Source organism: Halomonas sp. IOP_31 (assembly GCF_021151495.1).
In the GTDB taxonomy this organism is placed as follows: domain Bacteria; phylum Pseudomonadota; class Gammaproteobacteria; order Pseudomonadales; family Halomonadaceae; genus Modicisalibacter; species Modicisalibacter zincidurans.
Map to the genome: position 1 here is coordinate 36,780 of NZ_JAIRBP010000020.1, position 23,835 is coordinate 60,614.

At 62.9% G+C, this 23,835-nt stretch carries 21 protein-coding genes and 1 pseudogene; 6 read left to right on the plus strand and 16 right to left on the minus strand.

The window, feature by feature from the left end:
* Window positions 1–374: 374 nt before the first annotated feature.
* The 5 genes from K7I12_RS11400 to K7I12_RS11420 all read right to left on the minus strand — a co-directional run bounded on the left by K7I12_RS11400 (window position 375) and on the right by K7I12_RS11420 (window position 8,891).
* The gene (locus K7I12_RS11400) at window positions 375–2,096 is read right to left on the minus strand and encodes a mechanosensitive ion channel family protein (protein WP_231664192.1); all 1,722 of its coding nucleotides are present in this window, start codon (window positions 2,094–2,096) and stop codon (window positions 375–377) included.
* Between the two features lie 167 nt (window positions 2,097–2,263).
* Complete coding sequence (locus K7I12_RS11405; protein WP_031384093.1) at window positions 2,264–3,454, minus strand: DUF3322 domain-containing protein; 1,191 nt, start codon at window positions 3,452–3,454, stop codon at window positions 2,264–2,266.
* Entirely contained in the window at window positions 3,451–6,870 is a 3,420-nt protein-coding gene (locus K7I12_RS11410; RefSeq protein ID WP_231664182.1) for an ATP-binding protein, read from the minus strand. Before K7I12_RS11410 ends, K7I12_RS11405 begins: the two co-directional genes overlap by 4 nt.
* Window positions 6,860–7,450 (minus strand): DUF4194 domain-containing protein, encoded by a 591-nt coding sequence (locus K7I12_RS11415; RefSeq protein ID WP_231664183.1) that lies wholly within the window; start codon window positions 7,448–7,450, stop codon window positions 6,860–6,862. The genes K7I12_RS11410 and K7I12_RS11415 overlap by 11 nt, the downstream gene beginning before the upstream one ends.
* A 4-nt stretch (window positions 7,451–7,454) precedes the next feature.
* A complete protein-coding gene (locus K7I12_RS11420) occupies window positions 7,455–8,891 on the minus strand; it encodes a DUF3375 domain-containing protein (RefSeq protein ID WP_031384096.1) in 1,437 nt (478 codons plus the stop codon).
* A gap of 214 nt (window positions 8,892–9,105) precedes the next feature.
* Here K7I12_RS11420 and K7I12_RS11425 point away from each other — a divergent pair, with 214 nt between their 5' ends.
* Complete coding sequence (locus K7I12_RS11425) at window positions 9,106–10,632, plus strand: DUF2252 domain-containing protein (protein WP_231664184.1); 1,527 nt, start codon at window positions 9,106–9,108, stop codon at window positions 10,630–10,632.
* A 1-nt stretch (window position 10,633) separates the two neighbouring features.
* Here K7I12_RS11425 and K7I12_RS11430 read toward each other — a convergent pair whose 3' ends face one another.
* The gene (locus K7I12_RS11430; RefSeq protein ID WP_231664185.1) at window positions 10,634–11,986 is read right to left on the minus strand and encodes an O-antigen ligase family protein; all 1,353 of its coding nucleotides are present in this window, start codon (window positions 11,984–11,986) and stop codon (window positions 10,634–10,636) included.
* Window positions 11,987–12,196: 210 nt separating this feature from the next.
* Here K7I12_RS11430 and K7I12_RS11435 point away from each other — a divergent pair, with 210 nt between their 5' ends.
* Window positions 12,197–12,319, plus strand: coding sequence for a hypothetical protein (locus K7I12_RS11435; protein WP_268871178.1), 123 nt, complete (start codon window positions 12,197–12,199; stop codon window positions 12,317–12,319).
* Between the two features lie 209 nt (window positions 12,320–12,528).
* Here K7I12_RS11435 and K7I12_RS11440 read toward each other — a convergent pair whose 3' ends face one another.
* The 8 genes and pseudogenes from K7I12_RS11440 to K7I12_RS11480 all read right to left on the minus strand — a co-directional run bounded on the left by K7I12_RS11440 (window position 12,529) and on the right by K7I12_RS11480 (window position 19,458).
* Window positions 12,529–13,740, minus strand: coding sequence for a GGDEF domain-containing protein (locus K7I12_RS11440; RefSeq protein ID WP_031384099.1), 1,212 nt, complete (start codon window positions 13,738–13,740; stop codon window positions 12,529–12,531).
* The gene (locus tag K7I12_RS17525) at window positions 13,737–14,402 is read right to left on the minus strand and encodes a transposase (protein WP_442908050.1); all 666 of its coding nucleotides are present in this window, start codon (window positions 14,400–14,402) and stop codon (window positions 13,737–13,739) included. The genes K7I12_RS11440 and K7I12_RS17525 overlap by 4 nt, the downstream gene beginning before the upstream one ends.
* Before the next feature lie 346 nt (window positions 14,403–14,748).
* The gene (locus K7I12_RS11455) at window positions 14,749–15,006 is read right to left on the minus strand and encodes an MmyB family transcriptional regulator (RefSeq protein ID WP_231664186.1); all 258 of its coding nucleotides are present in this window, start codon (window positions 15,004–15,006) and stop codon (window positions 14,749–14,751) included.
* Between the two features lie 54 nt (window positions 15,007–15,060).
* On the minus strand, window positions 15,061–16,377 hold the full coding sequence (locus K7I12_RS11460) for a type II toxin-antitoxin system HipA family toxin (protein WP_031384101.1): 1,317 nt from the start codon (window positions 16,375–16,377) through the stop codon (window positions 15,061–15,063).
* Entirely contained in the window at window positions 16,367–16,699 is a 333-nt protein-coding gene (locus K7I12_RS11465; protein ID WP_031384102.1) for a helix-turn-helix transcriptional regulator, read from the minus strand. Before K7I12_RS11465 ends, K7I12_RS11460 begins: the two co-directional genes overlap by 11 nt.
* A gap of 836 nt (window positions 16,700–17,535) precedes the next feature.
* Window positions 17,536–18,513: pseudogene (locus tag K7I12_RS11470) on the minus strand (IS1380 family transposase); the annotation flags it as partial.
* A 27-nt stretch (window positions 18,514–18,540) separates the two neighbouring features.
* Complete coding sequence (locus K7I12_RS11475) at window positions 18,541–19,047, minus strand: virulence RhuM family protein (RefSeq protein ID WP_084173490.1); 507 nt, start codon at window positions 19,045–19,047, stop codon at window positions 18,541–18,543.
* A 99-nt stretch (window positions 19,048–19,146) separates the two neighbouring features.
* Window positions 19,147–19,458 (minus strand): hypothetical protein, encoded by a 312-nt coding sequence (locus K7I12_RS11480; protein ID WP_231664187.1) that lies wholly within the window; start codon window positions 19,456–19,458, stop codon window positions 19,147–19,149.
* Window positions 19,459–19,571: 113 nt separating this feature from the next.
* Between K7I12_RS11480 and K7I12_RS11485 the strand changes: the two genes are divergently transcribed.
* The 4 genes from K7I12_RS11485 (at window position 19,572) to K7I12_RS11500 (ending at window position 22,716) form a co-directional block, all read left to right on the plus strand.
* A complete protein-coding gene (locus tag K7I12_RS11485; protein ID WP_231664189.1) occupies window positions 19,572–19,745 on the plus strand; it encodes a helix-turn-helix domain-containing protein in 174 nt (57 codons plus the stop codon).
* A 167-nt stretch (window positions 19,746–19,912) separates the two neighbouring features.
* A complete protein-coding gene (locus K7I12_RS11490) occupies window positions 19,913–20,329 on the plus strand; it encodes a CopG family transcriptional regulator (RefSeq protein WP_031384105.1) in 417 nt (138 codons plus the stop codon).
* Between the two features lie 23 nt (window positions 20,330–20,352).
* A complete protein-coding gene (locus tag K7I12_RS11495) occupies window positions 20,353–21,705 on the plus strand; it encodes an extracellular catalytic domain type 1 short-chain-length polyhydroxyalkanoate depolymerase (protein WP_231664190.1) in 1,353 nt (450 codons plus the stop codon).
* Window positions 21,706–22,179: 474 nt separating this feature from the next.
* On the plus strand, window positions 22,180–22,716 hold the full coding sequence (locus K7I12_RS11500; protein ID WP_084173492.1) for a hypothetical protein: 537 nt from the start codon (window positions 22,180–22,182) through the stop codon (window positions 22,714–22,716).
* 120 nt (window positions 22,717–22,836) lie between these two features.
* On the opposite strand, the gene K7I12_RS11505 is transcribed toward K7I12_RS11500, so the two are convergent.
* Both K7I12_RS11505 and K7I12_RS11510 read right to left on the minus strand, forming a co-directional pair.
* Window positions 22,837–23,139 (minus strand): LacI family DNA-binding transcriptional regulator, encoded by a 303-nt coding sequence (locus K7I12_RS11505; protein WP_031384108.1) that lies wholly within the window; start codon window positions 23,137–23,139, stop codon window positions 22,837–22,839.
* A 143-nt stretch (window positions 23,140–23,282) separates the two neighbouring features.
* Window positions 23,283–23,835, minus strand: a 553-nt coding sequence (locus K7I12_RS11510; protein ID WP_231664191.1) for a LysR substrate-binding domain-containing protein, incomplete at its 5' end; no start/stop codon positions are given.

Genomic DNA, 23,835 nt, shown 5'->3' on the forward strand with positions numbered 1-23,835 from the left:
GAACACGAGGAAACGACGTGACGACTCAGCCCGCTTCAAATGCGCTTTCGCCAGCCCCGACGGTCGCCTCGACATACGGTTGAGGCGACCGCCATGCTGGGCTGCGCTGGCACCGCCAGTTGGCGCGATCGACCAACGTGGGCTCTTGTCTTGCCGTGCCCGAGCTTTCAGGTCAGCGAGGAACTGATCGAAGGTATCGGGAGCATCATAATCGGTCAGCTTGCGCAGGTAGTAGCCCTCCCCGCAACCGGCGTCCAGACAATGGGCCGTGGTGTCGGCCACCGGCGAAGACGAGCGCTCCAGGTCAACGTTGCGTGGTCATACGAATACCGGACGCGTCATATCAGACGATCGAGCGGCGGGAGACCATGAGTTCATCCATCGGCGCTGCCCGCATCTGTAGCGGGCCGGGGGCCTGGCCCGTCGACGCGCGCGACGTCGCGTTCGCTGATGACCGACACCTCTCTCGGCCACCACTCGGGGTGATTATCGCGGATGAAGGCCATCAGTTTTTCCCGGAGGTTCATTTCCGCGATCCAGCCGGCGAAGGGGTCCGAGGTCATCAGGTAACAGACGACCCGCTGGGCCCTCTCGGTTTGCTCCGTCACGTAACAGCACAACTTGTGGTGCTCGATGACGTTGTCCTCCTCCTGCGCGTATTCCAGAAACTTTTCCCGAATGCACTGGATGTCGGCGCTCAGGTGAAGGGTCATCTCCAGGCTGCGGTACTCCTTGGTGTTCTTGACCGACAGGTTCTCGAAAGGCTTGGAAACGAAGTAGGTGACCGGCACGATCACCCGTCGTTCATTCCAGGATCGCAATCGGATGAAGGTGTAGAAGATGCCCTCCACATAGCACCACTGGCCTTCGAACATCACCAGATCGCCGATGCGTATGGGCTTCGCCAACGACAACTGAAACGAAGAGAGGATATTGCCCAGCACGGCTTGGCCGGCGATACCCACCAGTACCGTCAGGACACTGGCCGAGGCCAGCAGCGACAGCCCCAGCGACTCGAAGAGCTGGATCTGACTGAGCACGTAAACCGAAACGGCGGTCACCGTGATCAGGATGATGAGCCGGCGCATCGCGTAGAGTGTCGTCAGTAATTTACGCTCGTCCCTGGGTTTGGTGTCGTCGATCTGCCCCATGAGACGCCGCATCATTCTCAGCATGAGGGTATCGACGAGACGAAGCGCTACCGTGCCGGCCCCCCATGCCAGAATGGTGATCAACAGCACCCGAAAGAACGTCGCTACCACGGCCGAAAAGGACACCACATAGTCGAGCAGCATCTGGCTGACCAGCGACATGACGATGAGCGCCGTGGGCACCTTGATTCGGCCGGCGAAGATGCTGGGTGCGCCGGAAGGCAGCCAGAGCGCCATCAGCCTGACCAGGTAGGAAGTGCTCCACCCCACCAGGCCAACCACCAGCAGGAAGACCGGAATGGCCATCCATTCCCAGATCTTGAGCACTCCGAACGAGGCCTGGAAACGCTCCGGGATATATTTCTCCAACAAGGAAGGCCCGTAGTTCTCGTACAGCAGAGGAATCGACGAAACGCTATCCGGCATGATCAACCAGACCGGTTCCTCGTTGCCCACCCGATATCGGCCCAGGCGAATGTCATAGATTTCGCCATTGGCCGTGAGCGATGCCAGCTTGAGATTGCGGCGTGGCTCTCCCGCCTGGGGATTCTGACCCGACGAGTCCTCGATGGCGGCATCCTGGCGGCCGGGAAGATCGGACACATCGAGCCACTCGCCACGCTTGAGTACTTCGGCCAGCTTCCTGGCAAGCTCGTCTCCTCGCTCCCGCTGCTCTGCCGGGGCTAATTCGGAGAGGTTGAGGATATGCGCCGCCGCCTCGAATCTACGATTTTTCGTCAGCTCCAGGAAGCTGCGGATCGACTCTCGCGGCGTCATTCGGTTGACCGCCTCGGGAGAGTGGCCCAGCCCTTCGTTCAGCGAATCGACGGAGAACCAGCGCGTCTCTTCGCTTTCGGCGCCCGGGGTTTGCGCCACGCACAGGCTGGAGAAAGTGAGCGTTACCGTGGTCACCAGCCACAATATCCATGAGCCATTCTTCTTCATACGTCCCTTACCGATTCCGTGGGTCATCCATGCCTCCACTGGGTACCGGATCGACCCGACCCGGCCGGAGCCGCAGCTGGCGCCAAGCGACCCGGAGCAGTGGCCGGTCAAGTACAGCGCAGCGGGTTTTACTCGTCCAGTTCTGGTGGTCAGCGGCTGGGTGGCTGCTAGGTGAGGCGATTCAGCGCCTCCAGCAACCAGCCCTGGGCGATATGCTCCTGCTCCAGCCGAAGAGCCGGCGCCAGCCGGTTCTCGCGGAGCGTCTCAAACACGTCACTTTCTGCTTCGGTCAGATTGGCGAGCGCCCCATTGAAGCGCTTGGCGTCGTCTTCCCGTCCCCAGACCGGCCGGTGAGCCTCGAACGTGGCGCGGTCCATCAGCAGCGAGCGCGCATGCGGAAAGGCGTGGCGGAACCGATTGAGAATGGCGAAGCCATGGGTGTCGATATCGCCCCAGTAATAGAGTCGTTTAGCGGCCAGCCAGGGAAGGTGACGCAGCGCCTCCACACGATAGCCCAGGCCGAAGATCACCAGCGCGTTGGGGAAAGGCGGAAACGCCAGACCGTTGATCTCGTTCTCGGTGATGAAGACGGTATCAGCCCCCGGGTCGAATCGGGCGAGTTGCTCCACCGGCACCGTCAGGTCGGTGAGCCCCTGAATCGCCAGGCGCTCATCCAGCAACCGGAAACGAATCGGCACCGGCTTGTCGCGCAGCCCATAGCGGCGGTTGAAGCCGCGCACCCCGGTGGCGCCGGCATCGATCGCCCCGGCCGGCAGCACGGGGTCGAGCAACTCACCGAGCAGGCCGCGATGGGTTTCGATGAACTTGGTGTGGATGCCGGGAATATCCAGCTCGCGCAGGTAAACAGCGGGCCTCGGGTGCGCCTGGAACCAGGCCAGCACGGCGAGTAGATCGTCCCACACCGGCTCGTGTTCCAGGGCCCGCAGCGGGCGTCGACACAACCCGCTTCGCAAGGCGGGAAACATCGCCAGGCTACGCTCGGCGAGTCGGGAAAAGCGCGCGGCGTCATCACGCCGGCCGAGCCAGCGCAGGGCATCGTCTTCGGTGTCCACGGTGATCGCATCGGGCAGGTCGTTGGCGCCCTGCACCCGATGGCGGCGCTGGCGCCAGTGCACCGTATAGCCGAAGCCCTTCTTATCCTTGGAACTCTCGCGCAGGACGCGCACCCAGTCGGCCACCTCGGCGAAACGTTCGGTGATATCCCCGGCAGCGGGTTTGCGCAGCCTCAAGGTCAGGGGGAATAGCGGCTCGCCGTTCAGACGCGCGCGCAGAATATCGCCCCGCAGCCAGACTTTCTCCATCTGCTGGCGCAGATCGGCCGGCGAGGTCCAGCTCATGGCTGCACGCGAATCCGCTCGCGGGCGGTCTTTTCCGTGCGGTATTCCTCGATGCCGAGATTGCGCACCAGGGACTCGCGGCCCTCGCGGTTGTGCACGAAACCGACGCTGTGCACATAGGGCTCGATGATATGAATCTTCTGCAGCGGGGTGACAATCAGCAACTGCAGGTTAAGCCGCTTGAACAGTTCCAGCCCGTAACGGGCGGACTCGTCGGAACCGCGGCCGAAGGCCTCGTCGATGACCACGAAGCGGAATGAGCGGGAGCGCTGCTCGCCCCATTCCAGGCCGAACTGATAAGCGAGACTGGCGGCCAGCACGGTATAGGCCAGCTTCTCTTTCTGGCCGCCGGATTTGCCGCCGGAGTCGGAATAATGCTCGTATTCCCGGTCGTCCTCGCGCCAGCGTTCCGAGGCGGAGAACACGAACCAGTTGCGCACGTCGGTAACTTTATGGGTCCAGCGCTTGTCCAGTTCGCCGGTGCCGTCACGGCCCCGGAAGCGTTCGATGATGTGTTTCACCTGCAGAAATTTCTGCTCGGTGTACTGCTCTTCCTCGTTGCCGCTGAGCGCACCCTCGGTACAGGCGCGCAGCTCCTGCTGGAAGTCACGTACTTCGTTGTCGCTGGTGGGCTCCGCCAGCAGCGTGATGTAGCGGCCCGGATTATAGTCGATGCCCTTCAGGGAACGGTTGATGATGCCGATGCGCTCGCGGATCGCCTGGCGCTCCTTGTGCAGTTGCCCCTGGAACGCCGCCACCTCGCGGATGGTGTTCTCGTTGAGCAGTTCCTTGAAACGGCGCTCGAAGCGCGGCAGGTCGTCGCGCTGCAATTCCTCCAGCATGGCGCGGTAATCGCCGCCGGCGGCCAGGCTGGCGTCGACCTCGCGGCTTTCCAGCGGCCATTCATGCTGGTGGCGCTGCATGGCACTGACGATTCGCTCGCTCAGTGTTTTCAGCTGCCTGTCGTGCTGATCGATGCGTTTTTGCAGCCAGTCGCGCAGCTCGCTTTGCTGATTGTCGCAGGACTCCACCGTCAGGGTGCGCCCGGCCAGCGCCGCGTCGTGGTAGCCCGACAACGTCTCGAAGCAGGCGCGCCCCGCCTCGTCGGCTTCGGCCAACTGCGCGGCGCTCTCCTCGCGCTGGGCGCTGGCGGTCTCGGTCTTGTTCTGGTTCGCGCCTTCGTCTTTACCCAGGGCTGACAGGGCGTCTTCGGTTTCGCCCAGGCTTTCTTCCAGTTCCTCGAGCTGGCTTTCCAGTTCCCGCAGCAGGTCGTTGGCGGCTTCCAGCGCCTGGCGCTCGTTCTCCAATTGTTCCAGTTGCCGAGCCAACGGCTTCCAGTCCAGCTCTTCGAAATCGGCGAACATGGTCAACTGATCCAGCTTGCGCAGGGCGTCGTCCAGGGTCTTGCGCTCGGTCTCCCAGACTTGCACACGCCCGGCCAGTTCCCGGCCACGCCGGGCCAGGGATTCCGCCTCCGCTTCCAGGGCGCGAATCTTGGCCTGGTTGTCCCAGCCCAGCACGTAGCGGCTGGCGTCATCGAGGCGATGACGGTCGTCCTTTTCATGGCGGCCACCGGGCGCCTTGATCTGCCCGGCACGGGTCACCGCGCGCTGCTCACGGCGGAAGCGGGTCAGATCCTCGCAGCAGACGTAATCGAAACGCCGCACCAATTCCCGCTCCAGCCACGGATAAAAGGCGCTGTCCGGCTGGATGCGCAGCTTGTCGGTCAGCGAATCCGGCGCCGCCGCCGGCACTTCGCCGCGCGGTTCGCGAACCCGGAAGTACACCAGCCGGCCGCGCAGATGGGTGCGTTCGACCCAGTCGGAGACCCGCTCGTACAAGGCGTCAGGAACCAGCAGCGAAAGGCCGAAATTGTGCAGCAGGCGCTCGATGGCGCCTGCCCAGTCGCGCTCCTCGGCGGGCACCTGCAACAGCTCACCGGCAAACGGCACCTCGTCGTCGTCGAGTTGCAGCGCTTCGCACAGTGCCTCGCGGATCGCCAGCACCCGGCCGGGAATGTTGGAGCGGCGCCGCCGCAGGGAGTCGAGCTCCGTTTCCAGCTCGCCGTGCTGACGATTCAGCCCGTGCAGGTCGGCGCCGGCCTCGTTGATGTGGTTCTGCAGCTGCGCGCGCTGCTCCTGCAATTCATCTTGCCGCTGCTCCCGCTGACGACGGTTGTCGATGAAAAGGTCCAGGGTGTCGGCGTCGGGCAGCGACAACGCCTGGGCCAGTTCGCGGTATTGCTCCGCCTTGTCCTGGCGCTGTCGCTTTTGCCGCTGGCAGGATTGCATTTCCGCCTTCAGCCGTTGCAGCCGATCGCCGCCGTTGTCGGCGATGGATTGGCGCAGATCGTCGCGGCGCGCCTGTTGGTCCCGGCGGCGGGTTTCCAGGGCGTTGCGCCGCTGCGCCAGCCGCTGCGCCTCGGCGGCCAGGTTGTCCAGGCGCTTGTCCAGCAGCTCCATTTTCAAGCTGGCGAACCAGGGCCGCAGCGCCTCGCGGCTTTGTCGCAGCTCCGCCACCTGCCGCTCGCGCTCGTCGTGGCGGTCCAGATCGATGACCAGCGGCGCGAGCATGTCGATGCGCCGGCGCGCCTTGAGCACCGCCTCGTGGGCGCGGTTGAGATCGTCGAAGTGACGGATCAGCGCTTCGATGCGTTCGCCCACCGGGAACGGCTCGAGCATGTGATCGCGCACGAAGCGAGTGATGTTGTCCACCGACTTCATGGAGACGGTCTGATTGAACAGCTCCATGGCCTGTTCGTTGTCGATGCCGAAACGGCGGCGAAAGGCAGCACCATAACCGGGGAAGGCATCGAACACCTCGACGCCGGTTTGTTTTTTCAGGCGCTTTTTCAGATCGGCGATGTCGTTGCCGAAATCGGCGAAGTCCCCGGCCAGGGTCAGCGCCCGGTCGGCCACCACGTAGAAGCGCTCCGGCTGGCCGGCGCTGTCCTTGATCCAGAACACCTGGGCCAGCGTCACGTCCTGGTCGTAACCGGCATTATGAAAGTGCCCGAGAATCACCGAGTAGCTGTTGTGATCGCGCAGCGCCACCGCCTTGGCGGAAAGCCCGCTCTCGCCCCGCTCGGATTTGTAATAGCCCAGCACGTAGGAACGCAGCGAGCGCTCCTTGCTCTCGGCGCCGGCGGCCTTGTTGTAGGTGATGCGCTGCGCCGGCACCAGCAGGGTGGTGACCGCGTCCACCAACGTGGACTTGCCGGAGCCGATGTCGCCGGTCAGCAGGCTGTTGTTGCCCTGCGGGTCGAGCGCCCAGACCTGGCGGTCGAAAGTGCCCCAGTTGAGCACCTCCAGGCGCTGCAACCGAAAGCCGGCCTGTTCGTTGGAGGCGGCGAAATCCAGCCCCAGACTCTCACCCAGCCCCCGACTCTCACCCAGCCCCAGACGCTCACTGTTCACCGGCTTGCTCCCGATAGTCCTGTAGACGCTGTTCGAACTCGCCCAGCCACTGCGCGTCCACGAAGGATTGCAGAATGCGGCGCACTTCATAACGGTCGCTCTGGCCGCGCAGCCGGCGCAGGAACCCCAGTTCGATCACCTTGTTGATGTCGCCCTGCACGCGGTCCACCAGTTTCGCTTCATTGGCGGTGTCCGGCAGGAACAGCCGCACCAGTTCCACGATCTGCTCCTGGGTCAGAATCAGACGCGCCTCGCCGCCGCTGGCATCGTGCTCGGCGAGCTTCTTGCGCAACAGCGCCAGCAACAGACTGACCGGATAGGAAAGCTGCCGGCGCGGTACCAGCCGCGGCGGGCCCTGCTCGTCCTCGCCGCGCTCCACCTGACGCAAATAGGCATAGCCTTCCGCTTCGTCCAGCACCAGCTCCAGCCCCAGCACCGCCACATAATCGCGCACCCGGCTTTGCAGCGTCAGCAGGGCCTGCCACAGCACCTCCTGCTGATCGCGGTAGAGCACGCCCTTGAGCAGATGGATCAACAAAGGCGACAGGTCAGATGAAGTATCGATATCGGTTTCACTCATGCAATCACCGGCTGAACAGCACATCGGGAACGGTGGCGCGGCGCATCATGCCATGATCGTCGCGCCAGCTCACCTGGCACTCGCCGGCCTCGTCGATCAGCGCCTTCGGATCGTCGGCGGCCAGCGCCAGCCAGGCCACCAGCTCCGCCAGGCCGCGCTCCAGGGGGCTGTGTTCCAGCAGCGCCACCAGGGTGATCTGATCACGGGTCTGCAGTACCCGCTGCAACCGCGAGCGCAACGCCGCACGGTCCACGTAAAACTGCTCGAACAGGGCCCCGGCGTCCAGATCGGCATCGCCGGTGGCCAGCGCGCTCTGCGCGATGCGCGGTTTAAGCGGTGGCCGGTACAATGGCCGCTCCAGGGGCAGCACCACCGCCGGCGCCAGTTCGTCCAGCGTCATGCCCGGCGCCTGGGCCGGCGCCTCGCGCACCGCCAGGGCGTGCTGTTCGACGTCATGCAGCAACTGCATGATACGGCGGTTCTCCAGCCAGGCCTGATCGTCCAGGTAACGGCGCAACTGCTCGGACAACCGCGCCACGGTACGCAGCGTCGCCTCGCCGGCCTCCAGCCAATCGTAGTGCACCCGCTGCAGGCGCGGATCCGGCTCCAGCTCGCGCACCGGGTCCAGCGTCAGCACCTTCTCCAGCAACGCGGACAACTCCTCCTGCCGGCTCGGCGACATCAGAAAGTCCCAGAACGCGCGAAAGGTGCGACCCTGGTCCGTGTCGGTGATGGCGTCGTGCTCGCCGAACACCTCCGCCAGCATATCGCCCTTGCCGCCGTCCCAGGCCGCCACCTTTTCGCGCACCTGGCGATCCAGATCGCGGAAGTTCTGCTCCACCTGACGGAAGTCCGCCAGCAGCGCCCGGGCGGTGTCCGACATCTGCAAGAAACGCTCGCGCAGCCGGGTATCGTCCATCATCCGCAAGCGGCCCGCATCGATCTCCTCGATCTCGCGCTCGATGGCCTGCTTGCGCCGGGTCAGTTCCTCGATGCGCGCCCGGGGATCGGTCTCGGTGCCCTCGGTGATCTCGCGCAACAGCTCGAACACCGTCAGCAACCGCGATTCCGCGCCGATAAAGCGCTGGCCCTGCAACGACACCAGCCACTGCACGGCCTTTTCCGTGGCCGGTGCCAGATCATAATGGGGCTCGTCGCTGTCGCGCGGGTAATACTTGCGCAACCAGCCCCGCTCATCCGCCGCCCAGTCGTTCAGATACTGACGTGCCGGCTTGGGAAAGGCGCCCTCGCCCAACCGCTCGCGCAAATGAAACAGAAAATCCTCCAGCCGGGACGCCAGCTCCGCCTCCGCAAAGGTACGCTGATTCGGCTCGATGAAATAACGATACAGGAACGCGGCCACCAGCGGCCCATGGTCGGCAGCCAGCAGCCGCCAGCCGGGATGCTGGCGGCGCAGCGTGGTGAGGGAATCGTAGTCCATGCTCGATCTATAGATGCCAGACGCTAATATTGCATCTGAGTGTCGCGAAACCGCCCGGCCCGCATCAAGCGTTAATTTTGCCCGGGCGCGAGTGAGCGGATCGTAGCGCTCGACGTGCTGTAACACCCCCGGCAATACATGCGTCGTCCGGCCAAGTCGTGCATGCTGGTGGGCAAGAAGCTAACGACATCACGGCAACAGGCGAGGGGTATCCATGAGCCAGGAGTCGGAACCGACACGCAAGGCACTCTACGAGCAAGCGCAACAGCAGGAGATCGCGGGACGCTCAAAGATGAGCAAGACCGAACTGGCGGCGGCGCTCGAGCGGCAGCCGTTCGCGGAGTCCGCCGCTCCGGTGGTGGCGACACGTTTCGATACCTTCAAACGCTTGGCCGAAGCGGTGGCGGCCGGCGAGTTCGTGCTGCGCCCGCGCGCACTGACCGGCTACGTGCGTCGTCGGCACGTGCGCCAGACCCTGCGCGAGGATCATCGGATGCGCATCGCCGACGGCTCCGAGGAAGCCAGCGCCAAGTTCGATCAGCTCTCCGACTCGCTATTCTCGTTCTTTCGCGGCACGGCGCTACTGTTCTACCGCGACATGGCCGGCGACGACGCCTGGATGCCGACCGTGCTCGCGCTCGGCGACGTTCATCCCGGCAACTTCGGCGTCATGCCCAACATGGACAACGTGCCGATCTTCTCGGTCAACGATTTCGACGAGGCCTACTACGCGCCCTTCACCTGGGATATCAAGCGTGGCGCGGTCGGCTTCATGATCGCCTCCGCAACCGAGGGCAATCTCAAGTGCAAGCAGCGCCTCAAGGTCGTGCGGCATTTCGTGAAAGGCTATATCGAGGAGATGCAGCGGCTGGCCCGGGAAGGCACCGAGCAGGATGAGGAGATGCGTCACGACAACGCCCCGAAGCTCATCCGCAAGCTGTTCGAGGACGCCGATGAAGACCGCGCCGAGTGGCTCGCCGACGACTACCTCGACGAGACGCGAAGCCACTTCCGCCCCACCAGGAAGCTGGTGCCGGTCTCGTCGCGCCGTGACGAATTCCAGGCGATCACCGACCGGTTGATCGAAGAAAACGAGATCGACGTGCCGGCACGCGCCAGGAGCCTGCGCAGGAAAGGCGCGAACGAGAATGGCATGCGCGTGAAGGACGTGGCGATACGTCTCGGTCAGGGCACCGCCTCGCTGGGGCTCAACCGCTATTACGTGCTGATCGAAGGTCCACAGCGCGACGGCACGGACGATCTGATCATCGAGTACAAGCAGGCCCGGCACTCTGCCCTCTCAGGTCTGGCACCGCCCTCCGCCTACGCAATGGACACCCTCGCCGAACGCATCAGCCATGCCCAGGCGGTGCACCTGATAGGCGGCGATGTCTTCTACGGCCACGTCACGTTCGAGGGCCACAGCTACCTGTCACGCGAGCGCGCGCCGTTCCGCGACGCTATCGATCTGGACGATCTATCCAAAAGCGAATGGAAGGAGTACGCCCGCATCTGCGGACAGGTGCTCGCCCGCGTGCACGCCCGCTCCGACGACTCCGGCAGGGTCGACTACGACATCGAACCGGCGATCATGAACGCCATCGGCCCGCCGACGCTGTTCACCGAGGACATGGTGGAATTCGCCGTCGAAGCCGCCGACCGCCTGCGCCGGGACCACGAGATGTTCCGCGAGGACCACGCCCGAGGCGCGTTCGAGCACCTGGATTGGGTGCATCAGTGATTCACACGGACGCGGTATCGGCGGCGAGCCGCGACGGGGGCGCGCTCAACCATCGCCAATAGTGCGTCACCAGCCCGCCGACGATCAGATTATTGACTATTACCCCGGTACTGAAGGACAGATACGACTCGAACTGATTGACGATCACCCAGTAGACGAAGAAACTGCAGGCGAACAGCGCCATGTCGTTGGGCATCGCCCCGCCCCGCCAAGCCAGCCAGGTTGCGCGACCAACCCAGATCACCAGCGCGCCCATCACTGCCAGGCCAAGCAGCCCGTAGGCAACCCAGGTCTCGATAAAGAAATTATGCAGGTGGCCATAGTTCTTCTTGACGAATTCCGGCAGCCAGGGCGTTTCGTCGATGACCAGGCTCCGACCCTGGCCGCCCCAGCCGACCAGCGGCCGTTCGCCGATCCACTCCGCGGCGGCCACCCAAGTATTGATGCGTATGCCGATGCTGCTGTAAGGCACATTCTCCAGGTTGCCTTCCAGCACCTCGCCGACCACCTGGTTTTCAGCCGTCAACCGCTCACTCAACGTGTCCTGAAATGCCGCAAGCAGCGCCGTCAGGGCGACCAGCCCTACGCCTGCTGCAATCAGCAGCGTGCGACGCAAGCGCGCAAGCCCGACGTGACGCGCCTGCCAGACGAGCCACATGGCCCCCATCAAGGGCAAGGCCAGCGCCAGCGCCAGCCACACGGCCCGCGTCTGGCCGATGACGACACCCACGCCACACAGCAACAGCACCGCCAACCAACTCACCAAGCGCCATGTCGCAACACGCGGCCAGCCGATCCAGCGCGGCGCAAACGCAACCACACCGACCAGGACCACACCGAACAGCATGGAAGCATGCTGATTATTGCGAATGCCAAAGCCCACTCGCTGACCTTGCAGCCCCCGCCACCACTCCTGCCAACCGCCACCATAGATGTACGTGGCGATCAGATAGCCCACCACGGCCAGCCCCCACACAAGCAGCGTGTTGTGCGTACTCCCGCCCAGCCACCAGGCGACGGCGATAAAGATGAACAGCTTGGCCAGCCGATCGACTTCGGGAATGGCCGAGATCCATTGCGGATGGTTGAAATAGCCCAGCGTCCATGACAACACCTGCACCGCAATGGCCGCCAGCAACAGCCAGAGCGCGGCACTGTTGCGCAATCCACGACCGCAGGCCAACAGCGCGATCAGCCCGGCTACCGCCATCAGGGTTTCAATGGGGTCGCCCACCTCGGGCCAGAGGATCTTGAAGAACGCCATCAGGCATAGCGCCAGGCCGCCAGACCGGGCAAGCCAACGGGGCGAATGCCAAGGGGCCGGGCGCCAGGATGGAACAAGTCTCTTGATCATGCGGAACTCTTGTCAGTCAAAGAAGGTGCGTGCGGCCATGCCCCACAGGGTTCAGAGTCTAACAGCTGCTGAGGGTCCAACCAGCTTGACAGTGAGGGACGGCACGCTCCACGTAGCTTGGCGCTGCATAGACCCCCCAGCTGCAGGTCGCCGATGCGCCGTGCCATCAGCGATTGATCGGTAAGCTCGCCACCGCGGGCATGGAAGGTGATGCCCGAGTTTTGGGGGAACGCCCCGCACCCGACGCTGACCGCCGTCGGCGTCACCTGGCTCTATGGCTTCGATTTTGAAATCAAGGTAATAGCGAATCTTCCGGAATCGGCCACCGAGTGAGCTCGGCCATTACCGGGTCACGTTCGAGCGTTTCCCGGTTCACCCGATCGACCAGTTCGAGCAGCGTCTCGTACTTCGACGTGCCGGACGTGCCGGCCACGCTGGTTAACTCAGGCGCCCCCTGACAAGTCGGCCATCGGGCGCCAGGATAGGCTATCGAGTCCAGCTGCAGCCGGCTACCGGGCTTCGAATGTCACGCTCGGGGTTGCTCATCCCTCTTCCATTCCTTGGCGACATATCACCACCCGGTTCCTGCCGTCGCGCTTGCCGACGTAAAGCGACTCATCCGCCCGCGAGATCAGGGCCTGCAGGTCGACGTCCTCATCGTGTGCAATAGCGATACCGATGGTGACGCTCAGGCGCATCTCGCTCATTTCTTCCATAAGCGGCAGCTCGGCGACCTTCGTCTTCAAGCGCTCCGCCACGATGAGAGCGTCGTCAGGGCCGGTGTCGGGCAGGGCAACCACGAACTCTTCGCCACCAAAACGGCCTATCACATCCGTGGGGCGCAGAGCGTGCGTACAAACTTCCGAGACCCTGGCCAGCACCCAGTCTCCGTGACTGTGGCCCCAGGTATCGTTGATGCTCTTGAAATGATCCACGTCGATCATGAAAAGGCTGAACGGTACCTTTTCCGATCGCGAATTCTGCAGCAGCGCCTTGGCTCGCTTCATGAAATGGCTCCGACTATTCAGCCCCGTCAGGGCATCCCGCTCGGCGACCATGCGCAACTGCTCTTCCAGCGATTTTCGATGCGCTATTTCCTTGAGCAGTTGGCGGTTTTTATCGCGCGCTTCGTGAAGCAGCGCAAATTGCTTGCGCTGCAGGCTCTCCAGACGCAGCAAGGCACAGAAGCCCACTACATTGGTCATGACCAGCAACAGCGCCAAGCGCAGCGTATCCACCGGCGCAAGCTCGGCAAACAGTACCGCAGAGATCAGAAAGCCGATGCTCAGATAGAGGCTGGCGAACGTTACCACCGTCAGCAGGTTGGGGATCAGGAGATAGAACGCCATGGTAGCGACCACCACCGCCGTTATCTGCGTGGAGAGGCTCTCGGGGCGCAGGGGAACAATCAGGATGATGCCCGTCGCAAGTATCCAGAGCGGCATGGCGTGTAGCCATATTCTTGAATAGCTGCCCCTGCGTGCGATAATCAATGCCAGGAAAAGGCAGAGACCAACCACCACGCTGCGCATGGCAATCAACAGGTAATATTCTCTGGAAAGGCCCAGCAGATAGTAGTCGGTAATGGCGAACATGCCAAAGATCAAGGTCGCCACGATCAACGAAAGCGAGGACTCGAGTCGCACCCTCGTCTTGATGGACCTGCGATACATTGACTCCCTGCCATCGTCACGAAACTGCCCCGTCAGCCAATGTACGTCATATTGCTTTTTTAGGGCTCTTCGTCGTTTCATGTGGATTTGGCCTGATCCAGCAGGCTCCCCACCGGGCTGCCAATCAGATAGATCATGGTGATGAAGTAACCCTCGTTGCGGTACCCGCGAGCCCGTGATCGGGCGCCTTGAAACAAGCTGTTCATCCCTTCCAGTCGTGCATTGGTCAGCGCCGATAGCCAGCGCCGAATGACCCGGTCGGCATGCCGTTCCAGGATGTTCAACGCCTTCCTGACCGGCGCCAACAGGGCCTTGTCCGCGATCGCCTCCCGGGCGAAATTAAGGAAGCGGGTGATCCGCCAGCGGGCCCCGCGAGGGGTGGGCGCCTGCTGAATCCAGCGCAGCTTCTCCTTGATGATCCAGAGCAGGGTGAAGTCGCTCCCGGGACGCGCCCAGGGCACCTCGACACGTTTGATGCCATGGTCGGGACACTTGGCGCGGGGCACCCGAGCATGCAGGTAACAGTGATGCTGAAAGAAGTTCAGATGGCGCCAGGTCCTGGTGGTGAAGTCATGCGCAGGACAGGCCTTGCCGCACTCGGGGCAGGGGTAAAGATTACCTCGCTCGGCTTCGACATGGAGGTCCAGACGGTGAGGTGACACGGCAGTATCCAGGTGCTGATCCTTGAGAGTCCAAGGTGCTTCAAGGCCCAGGCCAAGGGTCAGAATCTGCGTGCCGTTCATGTTCTACCTCCTGTCCATATGGAGGTCATATCCTGGCCCCGTTCAAGGGACGAATTCCACACCCAACGACGAAGAGCCGTATTTTCTATCGGCCGCTAGCCCAGGGGCTTACCTCTACTTAGCCTCGCTCGGTAACGTTTTGCAATGAGACTTACCGGCAAGTTTGGGGAAGCCGGCAATTCTGGGCGACGCTCATCAGCCCGCTCGGTCGCGCAAACCGTAGCGGCGGCTACTCGGCTATCCCTCGCTTTCGCCAGCCACCCAGCGGGCGAAGGCGTCGGCTTGGGGGGGGCCGTCTCCTGCACGGCGTAGACCACCAGGCGCAGATGCCGACCTTCGTCGACGATCAGGCGGGTGTGCTCACAGCCGACCTTGCCCAGGCCATCGAGATCGAGCGCACGCTCTGGCAAGGGGCATCCACCTCGTGGCGGCGCCACCACTGGCAAAATTCGGGCGAGTGCGCTGAAAGTTCCTTCATCAGGATGCCGATGGCGGGATCGCCATCCGCCCGCGCGTAGTCGCGCCGGAAACTGGAGAGAAAGCGTGGCACCAGGGTCGGCCAGTCGGCGATCACCGGGCGCAGCTCGGGGTCGGTGAACAGCATCCAGAGCAGATTGCGATACTCGGCGGGCCGGCGGGCTTGGCCCTCGCCGCCTTGTTAGCCGAGTAACTGCGCGCGTGTGGCCGCAAAGCCATCCCGTATCGTGCTATGCGCGGCGCCGAGGCCCTCGACACAGTAGCTGTTCAAAAACTGTCGGCCGGCAAAAAGCCTGCGGTCGGTCTCGGTCAGCTTGGCTTGCTCGCAGACCCCGTCCCATGCACCGGCGATCGTGAGGAGTTGGTTCTCGATGATGGCCTGGGCCTGTTGGTCATTGAGCAGGAAATCCGGGGCGGCCGCGAGGCAGCTGTGCAGCGTACTCATACGGTTTTCGCCCTTGATCAGCATCGCCTGCGTCGCCTCGTTGCCCGTTCGCCCCTGCGGGCAGATGTCATAGGCCGGGGTCAACGAGAGCATCCTGCCGTCCCAGAACGCGGCATGGTTGCGGGCATGATCGTCCGTGTTGCCGCACAGGATATTGAAGACGATCCGAGCGTAGAGCTCTCGCAGCGTTTGCTTGGGGTCGGTGAAGCGGTGACGGATGACTTCGGCAAGATCCTCGTAAGACGCATAGCGCGCCATCATTTCGTCAAGGCCGAGCATCGTCAGCGCCGACACCATCGCTTTGCGCTGCCAGCCAGCCCCTGATTTGATGCGATCGAAGCGGTCGATGAGCAGCACATCCTTGCCGGCCGCCGCAGTCAACGAGACCGGGGCGACATCGAGCTCACATGCAGCCGCCAGCTTCATGGCGATGAATTCCGCCTTCACGACGCTGTAAATATCCGTGCTCGACGAGAACTTGGCGATCATTTTGCGATCGCCATGGTCGATCAGGGCCTTCGGGCGGGCGCCGCCAATCGAGGTGCCGTGGTTCAACGCCTGGTCGAGGGCGGGCGTCAGCGGGGCGCCCTTCTCGATCCGTTCAGCCGCTTCCAGCAACTCTTCATAAGACGCCTCGGCCTTGAGGCGAGGCACGTATTCCGTGGCGGAATGCTGGAAGTCGAGGGCGCCGATCCGGTCCGACCCCGATTCGAGCCAATAGGTGAGTTCGGAGATGTCGTCAGCTGCGGCGCCAGCGGCCTTGCCCCCCATCAGACGATTGATGATCACCCGGCGCCCCCAGGCATCGGGCGAGGCGTCACGCAGGCAACTGGCCATCGACAGGCCAGCGGTCGGTTCGATCAGGCCGCGGCGCAACGGCAGTTCGGGGTCATAGATCGGGATCGCGCCATCGCGCGCCAGGTAGCTGGCACCATAGTTGAAGCTGTAGCCATCGCCATGCTGCGTGACGCGACCGGCCACCACGGGTTGCGTCTCTCCCGGCAACCAGATCCAGACATAGGCCTCTCGTGGCTGCGTCAGCCTAGAAGTCATCATCGACCTCCTGCCTGCCCGGGCGAACCCGCTTCGGCAGCAGCGTCAGTTTTTCCTCGAGATGGGCGTTATGCATCGCACCCGCCCGGTCGTCGACATCGAACAGCCGCACGCCAACGAGTGTGGCGACCTCGAAGACGATGCCGATCTCGGTGCCGGCTTCGCCATTTTCGATGTTACGGAGGGTCTTACGCGAGATGCCTGCGCGCTCGGACAGTTCCGCAGCGGTGAGTTCCCGCTCCAAGCGGCCAGCCTTGATCAGCTTGCCGAGGATCGAGAGTGCCTGCCTGGTGACGCGGGAGTAGCTGCGCGGCCGCTTCATTGCCATCTCGTCAAATTGGGCATTTTAATACTCATTATATAGCTTGTGAGCATTCAAGTGCTCACTATGAAGCGGCCTGCATGAGATAGCAAGAATATGGGCATTTTATTACCCACAAGGTCGTTATATGAAACTTTAAATGCTCATTCTCCAAGCAGTTGGTGATCATTACCTGAATCAATCGTGCTGTAGAGCGCCCTCGGCGCCTCGCTCGGCGGGCTCGCCTAGCGCTACAGATGCCTGTCGACGCGCTCTCCATAGCCGCCGGGCTCGTGGCGCTATCGGACATGGGCGTGCAGGCATGGCTGCTGAGGACGCAGGCTCGTGCGCGCGGTGTGGTCTGCCCCGGTTCGTGAACTCGCATCATGCGTCGGACCGTAATGAATAATGTATCAATACGTTGCGCCAGGTGCTCCTGCGTTAATCGACGCATGCGACGCGCTATTGATAGAACATGACCGAGATTACTCAAGGCAAGCGCCACGAGGGGCGGCATCGCAACCTGGCTGCCAGAGCGTTTGGAACCTGAGGACACCATATCCAAGCTATCCAAATATGAACGGTAGTTGCTCCATAGGAGACAAATTTGAACACTACAATGAGCCCGCCTCATTCATCAGGGTGCCGAAAGAGGGTGCTGAACCGAGAGGCTGCCAGTATCGGCCCGCTTCGATGTCATCAGGCTATTGAGTAGCCGGTTGACTTATTCCCCATTCGGCTTATGGGCGGTCGCTTCATAACTATTGAGAAAAGATATCTGACGCCGGCCCAGCCGTACCCGCCGACCTCCATTGTGGCCACCTTGCCTGATATGTGGATCGTGATGACGCCGAATATCAAATCAAGGCCGTCAGCCGAGGCAGTCCCTTCAGCAAGGTGGGCCACCATTTGTCGGCCGCATCGCCGAGATGCACCGTGATCCGCCGGGCGTGCAGCGATAGCGTGGCGGCGACCTTGAGCACCTGCTCGCGCATCCGGCTCAGGCTCCATCCCTGATGCGTGCGGCTCTCCAGCAAGCGCCGCAGCCCATGCAGGACCTGGTAGGCATAGAGGTTCAGCAGCAGATTTACCTCGTTGCGGGCCATCACGTCCTGGACGGTGGAGGCACCCCGATCCGTCGATGAGAGGTGTACGTCGAGCGCCGACTTCACCTCGCCCATGTGGGCCTCGGCGCTGCCGCGTTTGCGGTAGAGCGCCAGGACCTTCTCCGGCGGCCAGTCGAACGTGCCGAGGTTGGTGACCAGGAAGAAGGCATGCAGCAACAGGTCATCGGGGCGTTCCTGCACCACCAGCACCACACGCCGCGGCGTCGGCCAGGAACCGGCTTGGTACTCCAGGTCGTGGCACCATTCCCGAGGCTGCTCGGGCGGCCGGCCTCGTGGCCGCTTCAGGTGCGGCGCCGCCAACTTCTGCAGGCCCGAGTGGCTGCGCAGCCGGCCCAGGTACTCGATGTCGCGCTCTTCGAGGGCCTGCAGCGTGTCGTTGTCGGTGAAACCGGCGTCGATGCGCACTCGAACCTGGGCCCCGGTGCTCTCGTTGAGTCGCCGCACCAGATGCGTGATCCAGGTATCGGCGTTCTCGGCCGGACCGGCGTTGCCCTCGCGTAGCAGGCCGCCGACCCTGTCGCCGGTCTCGGCCAGCGAGGCGACCAGTGGCGAATAGATTCGTGCGCCGTAAAGCCCATGAAACGCCGAGCCACCCTGGTGGCCGTGAACCTCGATCGGCAGGCCGTCGATGTCCAGCGTCAGGTGCGTGGGCCGTTCGCCATTCTTCAACGCGGTCAGACGCCAGACCACCAGACGCAGCAGCCCTTCGTCATAGCGCTGCAACAGCAGAAACGTCTACGCATAACGCGCGACGATATCCACCAGCCCGCGGCCGCCCGGCAGATCCAGCGCCGGGCTGTGTGCCGCCTTGCGCACCAGTGCCATCGCGGCCTCCAGCTCCCGCGCGTTGGCTTCGAAGCGCTGCTGGTGCAGCGTCCAGCCCTGAGTCAGATGATCCCGGAGGACGCGAGTTGCCCATTGGCGAAAGCGGACCGCGCGTCGGGAGTTGACGCGGTAACCGACGGAAATGATGGCATCGAGGTTGTAATGCAGCCTCGCACGCTTGACCTTTCTGCCTCCTTCGATCTGAACTTGTAAGAATTCCTTACAAGTTCCCTCTTCCACCAACTCTTCCTCTGCGTAGATATTTTTCAAGTGGATCATGATGTTCTGCGGCTTGACGTCGAACACCTCGGCCATCTGCCGTTGCGTCAGCCATACGGTCTCGCGACCCTCGTCCAGACGCACATCGACCGCCTTGTCGGCATCCTCGTAGATCAGGATTTGCAGTTGTTCGCTCATGTCGATCTTGTTCGAGTGAGTTCACCGTCAAGTGACCATAGCACGCCTTCTCCGTCGAATCCGGCAGGATCGGTTACGGCATCGAACCAACAGTCATGCTCAGTGCATGACGACCATCACCGCCAGCACCACCGTCAGCAGTAACAGGTACACCCCGGCATGTATGCGATCGGGAAAGCGCTCGATCCATCGCGACGCCAGGCGGATGCCGAGCCATGAACCGGCCGCCAGCGCCAGCAAGGCGCCCAGGGCGGTATCGCTGGCCGACAGCAACACATAGGTCGCTGTGCCACTCGCCGCCATCGGCAACGACAACGGATTGGCCATCGCCTGCCGCTGTTTGCCCCGCTGCCCCGGGATCCCCGACTGGCCAGCCTGTGCAAGGATTTCCTCGGCCGGCCGCATATCCATAGCCTGCCCGAGGACTGGGCCCGGCAGCTGCATCGCAGCCAACGCACCTTCAATCGGCTGTTCCGTCAGCAGACCGGTCTGTCGTTCGCGGTGTGGCGCCAGCAGGCTGCCTGATGGCAGCCCTCCCCAGGCTGCTGGCCGGTAGCTCCGTTACCCGAACCGCGCTGGAACTCGGCTACGAGAGTCCGGGCGCCTTCTCCAGCATGTTTCGCAAGGTGCTCGGTCAATCCCCGACCGCCTTCGTGAGGGCTGCTACCCGCCAAGCGATAGAAATTGCTCAACCGTAGCTGGTGCAAGGCCTGGTCCTGGGGTCAGGTATCCCGTGGTAAAGGGTTCCCCCGCTCGCGTGTCCGCGCTTGACTTCCTTCCCGATCGGCCCATTATACCATCCATATGGATGGTATATGGATTCTTCATGGATGGTTCAATAAGCAAGTCAACGAGGCATGGACACATGAGCGTGCATGAACTGCGCCGCAAGACCGGCGACTCCAGCGAGAAGATCACCATCAACCTGGGGGTCGTCGACCTGGGGCAGATCGATCTGCTGGTCCAGGAAGGGTTCTATTCCAATCGCACCGACCTGATCCGCACGGCCATCCGCAACCAGCTGGCGACCCATGCCGAGGCGGTCAGGGAGACCGTGACCCGCAAGGCCTTCGTGCTGGGGCTGGAGCACTACAGCCGCCAGGATCTGGAAGCCCTGCAGGCGTCGGGCGAGACGTTGCAGATCCAGGTCCTGGGGATGGCCAGCATTGCCGACGACGTATCACCGGAGCTTGCCCGCGCCACCATCGAGTCGGTGGTCGTGCTGGGTGCCCTGCATGCCAGCAAGGCGGTCAAGGCCGCCCTGGCGGATCGAATCCACTGAATTATTGAATAGGGATATTGACGATGATCGACGCCGCCATGACGAAGCGAATCGAAGAAGCGACGCGGCTGACCCGCGCCGGAAAGCTGCACGAGGCCATGGCCGTCCTGCAGGGCGCGATGCCCAGGGACCCGTGCCGCAACGGCGAGGCCTTCGAGGGGACTACCTTCGAGGGGACTACCTTCGAGGGGAATACCTTCGAGGGGAGCTGCCAGGTCGTCGACGAGGAGATGACGGCCTCGAAACCTGATTCGGAATCGCGCCGGACAGATGAAACGAGAACGCAAACGGACACTCTGTCCGCAGCTGGCCCGGCCAATCAGGCTTCAAATTGGGGAGTCCCGAGCGGCGATATTGGCGTGCCCGCCGCATGGCGCGACAAGTGGCTCAAGTTTCGCGGCGCCATAGCGCAGCCCGAGAGCGCGCAGCCCGAGCATGCACGGGGAACCATCGAGGAGGCACGGCCCGGCGCGTTCACTGCCGGTCGATTCACCAACCCGGTCGGCACCCGCGATTACAAGCTGTATATCCCCAGCGGCCATCACGGCCAGGCACTCCCGCTGGTGGTCATGCTGCATGGTTGCACGCAGGACCCCGACGACTTCGCCGCCGGAACCGACATGAATCGGCTGGCCGAGGAGCAGCTGTTCTGCGTGCTCTACCCGGCCCAGCCGATGACCGCCAACAGCTCGAAGTGCTGGAACTGGTTCAAGGCCGAAGACCAGCAGCGCGAGGGCGGCGAGCCGGCGATCATCGCCGGCATGGCCCGTCGGGTGATCGACACGCACGGGCTCGATGCCAGCCGGGTCTATGTCGCCGGGCTGTCGGCTGGCGGGGCCATGGCGACGACCCTGGCGATGACCTATCCGGATCTCTTCGCGGCGGTGGGCGTGCATTCCGGGCTGCCCCACGGCGTGGCGCGAAGTCTTCCCGATGCCCTGGGGGCGATGCAGGGCGGCACGGGCCCCCTGGGAGGTGGTGGCGCGGCGCAAGCAAGCGGGTGGGCGTCGGAGGTGCCGGCCATCATCTTTCATGGCGATCGCGACACCACCGTGCACCCCAGCAATGCGGATCGTGTTGCCGCCCAGTACGCCGCCGCGCGCAAACAGGTCGAGACGGCCAGCGAGCGCGAGGGCAACGCCAGGGTCGCGGTGGAAAAAGGTCAGGTGGCCAATGGCCATGCCTATACGCGCACCACGCATCATGATGCCAGGGGCGACCCGCGTCTGGAGCAGTGGCGGGTACAGGGCGCGGGCCACGCCTGGTCGGGAGGCAGCGCAAAGGGAAGCTATACCGATCCCAAGGGCCCCGATGCCGCCCGGGCAATGCTGCGCTTCTTCCATCGCCATCAGCAGGGCAAACGCAGCGCGAGCTAAGGCGCCACCTGGCGGACGTTGAGTACGTCAGGGGCAAGCCGCTAGCAGTCACGTCAGACCGTGCATCCGGGCCATTTGGTGACCGTCGTGAACGACCTGGCGTGCGCGCCCATACGGCGTTAAAAATCGGCTCGGGCGCGAGTCCGATCAAAATGCTCATTTACACCCCGTAAACTCGCGTGCGAGCCCAGTCCGCTTTTTCGCCAATTTTTTCCTTGTCTTGCCTTCGCTCGCCGACTTTTCGTACAAACCCTAGCCCGCGAAGAACCAAAATTATTATTTGCAAAATAGTGGTGCCTTCTACACTGGGTAGTGACCGTAAGGTTCTCTGGCATAAATCGACAAACAGGAATCGATAGCAAAAAACGGTGGCCGTTGTCGGCAGCATGGTGCGGACGACAAGGAGCTTGAAGTCTTAATCTCATAGACGACAACAGACTTCATTAAAAGCTGATGTTAGCAAGGAGTATCATCATGAATGTTTTTGTAAATTCTTCTCTCCCCGTGCTGGTTGGGGCTTCTCTTCTGTTTGCCTCCTCTGCCATGGCCCAAGAGATAGGCCCGCAGACGGGTGACAGGGAGTTCTCCCTCTCCGGTACCGGTAGCAGCAGCAAGGACTTCGACAACGGCAGCTTCGGCATTTCCGGCGACTACGGCTGGTACCTGTCGGATCGCACGCTGATGGGTATTCGTCAGAGCGTCAATTTTGCTGACGTGGAAGGCGATGACAACGTCTGGAATGGTAGCACTCGGGGCTTTGCCGATTACCACTTCGGCCGAGGCGCGGCCCGGCCTTTCGTGGGTGCCTCACTCGGTGGCATTTATGGTGACGCCGTGAAGGACACCGGCATCGCCGGCCTGGAAACTGGCCTCAAGTACTATATGCTGCCCACCACCTTCGTGCAGGCAAGAGCCGAGTACCAGTTCTTGTTCGATAGCAGCGACAGTGCCGAAGACAACTACGACGACGGCGCCTGGGCCTATACCTTCGGCATGGGTATCAACTTCTGAGGATCAGCACTGATCCCATGCTTGTGAAGTGATCCACTTGGAGCGGACACCCCAGGCGATAGGGGTGTTCGTGGCCAATTCGTGACCGAGAAGCCACGACATCCGTTTCCGATGCTCCGTTCATCGCCGAGTGTATTGCACAGCAGAATGCCCTACCCCCGCCGCTGCGCCGCTTCCTGGATGCCGCCAATCACCCGGGCAAAGAAAGGTGTTGGCGATGGTCGGCACCAGCACCACCAGGTTGCGGGTGCGTTGCGACCGGAACTGCACCGCCATGAGATTCGGCCGGTAACCAGCCTGCTCGACGGCGGCCAGCACCCTGGCGCGCGTTCCCGGCGACACGATGTCAGGGGTCTTCAAGGTGCGCGACACCGTCGCCACCGACACACCGACCAACTCGGCCACCTTACGAATATTGGTCATCCCTGGCTGTGAACCTCCTCGTCTCGTCGCCTACCTCGGCACCCTCATGCGCGCCAGTCTACTGCATCATTGCCCCTGGCTCATCGGTACACCCGCTCGCGCCCCTGCGACCTAGTAGAGCGTTCCAACAATACGCTTACGTATTATGCGCCCTCCAAGTCGAACTGCTTCCAGCGGAAGACAACCGGGGCCGCGTTCATTTCACCGATGCCCTTCAGGATGCGCGCCTTGAGTTCGGCGATCCAATCGATGAATACGCGCAGCTTCGCGCTGACATGCCGGTTTGGCGGAAACGCCAGGTACAACGGCATCGGGTCGAGCTGCCAATCCTCGAAAAGGGCCACCAACTCCCCCGAGGCGAGATGGTCCCTGGCCATGTAGTCCGGCAGCCACAGGATGCCCAAGCCGGCCAGGCCCGCCGCAAGATAGCTATTGCCATCGTCCGTCGACAGGACGTAGCGGCCCTGCACCTTGATGCTCTCCTGATCGCGATGCATGGCGAAGGGCTTGCCGAGACGGGACCCCAGGAAGCCCACGATTCGGTGCTGGGTATTTTCCAGTTCCCGAGGGTGCGAGGGCGAACCGGCACGCTCCAGGTAGCTCGGCGCTGCATAGACCCCCAGCCGCAGGTCGCCGATGCGCCGCGCCATCAGCGATTGATCGGTCAGCTCGCCACCGCGCACCACGCAATCCACC

Coding starts and splice junctions, on each gene's coding strand:
- K7I12_RS11400 (WP_231664192.1), bottom strand. CDS start 2,096: ATGAAGAAGAATGGCTCATGGATATTGTGGCTGGTGACCACGGTAACG.
- K7I12_RS11405 (WP_031384093.1), bottom strand. CDS start 3,454: ATGAGCTGGACCTCGCCGGCCGATCTGCGCCAGCAGATGGAGAAAGTC.
- K7I12_RS11415 (WP_231664183.1), bottom strand. CDS start 7,450: ATGAGTGAAACCGATATCGATACTTCATCTGACCTGTCGCCTTTGTTG.
- K7I12_RS11420 (WP_031384096.1), bottom strand. CDS start 8,891: ATGGACTACGATTCCCTCACCACGCTGCGCCGCCAGCATCCCGGCTGG.
- K7I12_RS11425 (WP_231664184.1), top strand. CDS start 9,106: ATGAGCCAGGAGTCGGAACCGACACGCAAGGCACTCTACGAGCAAGCG.
- K7I12_RS11430 (WP_231664185.1), bottom strand. CDS start 11,986: ATGATCAAGAGACTTGTTCCATCCTGGCGCCCGGCCCCTTGGCATTCG.
- K7I12_RS11435 (WP_268871178.1), top strand. CDS start 12,197: ATGCCCGAGTTTTGGGGGAACGCCCCGCACCCGACGCTGACCGCCGTC.
- K7I12_RS11440 (WP_031384099.1), bottom strand. CDS start 13,740: ATGAAACGACGAAGAGCCCTAAAAAAGCAATATGACGTACATTGGCTG.
- K7I12_RS17525 (WP_442908050.1), bottom strand. CDS start 14,402: ATGAACGGCACGCAGATTCTGACCCTTGGCCTGGGCCTTGAAGCACCT.
- K7I12_RS11455 (WP_231664186.1), bottom strand. CDS start 15,006: ATGCTGTTCACCGACCCCGAGCTGCGCCCGGTGATCGCCGACTGGCCG.
- K7I12_RS11460 (WP_031384101.1), bottom strand. CDS start 16,377: ATGACTTCTAGGCTGACGCAGCCACGAGAGGCCTATGTCTGGATCTGG.
- K7I12_RS11465 (WP_031384102.1), bottom strand. CDS start 16,699: ATGAAGCGGCCGCGCAGCTACTCCCGCGTCACCAGGCAGGCACTCTCG.
- K7I12_RS11475 (WP_084173490.1), bottom strand. CDS start 19,047: ATGAGCGAACAACTGCAAATCCTGATCTACGAGGATGCCGACAAGGCG.
- K7I12_RS11480 (WP_231664187.1), bottom strand. CDS start 19,458: ATGGATATGCGGCCGGCCGAGGAAATCCTTGCACAGGCTGGCCAGTCG.
- K7I12_RS11485 (WP_231664189.1), top strand. CDS start 19,572: ATGGCAGCCCTCCCCAGGCTGCTGGCCGGTAGCTCCGTTACCCGAACC.
- K7I12_RS11490 (WP_031384105.1), top strand. CDS start 19,913: ATGAGCGTGCATGAACTGCGCCGCAAGACCGGCGACTCCAGCGAGAAG.
- K7I12_RS11495 (WP_231664190.1), top strand. CDS start 20,353: ATGATCGACGCCGCCATGACGAAGCGAATCGAAGAAGCGACGCGGCTG.
- K7I12_RS11500 (WP_084173492.1), top strand. CDS start 22,180: ATGAATGTTTTTGTAAATTCTTCTCTCCCCGTGCTGGTTGGGGCTTCT.
- K7I12_RS11505 (WP_031384108.1), bottom strand. CDS start 23,139: ATGACCAATATTCGTAAGGTGGCCGAGTTGGTCGGTGTGTCGGTGGCG.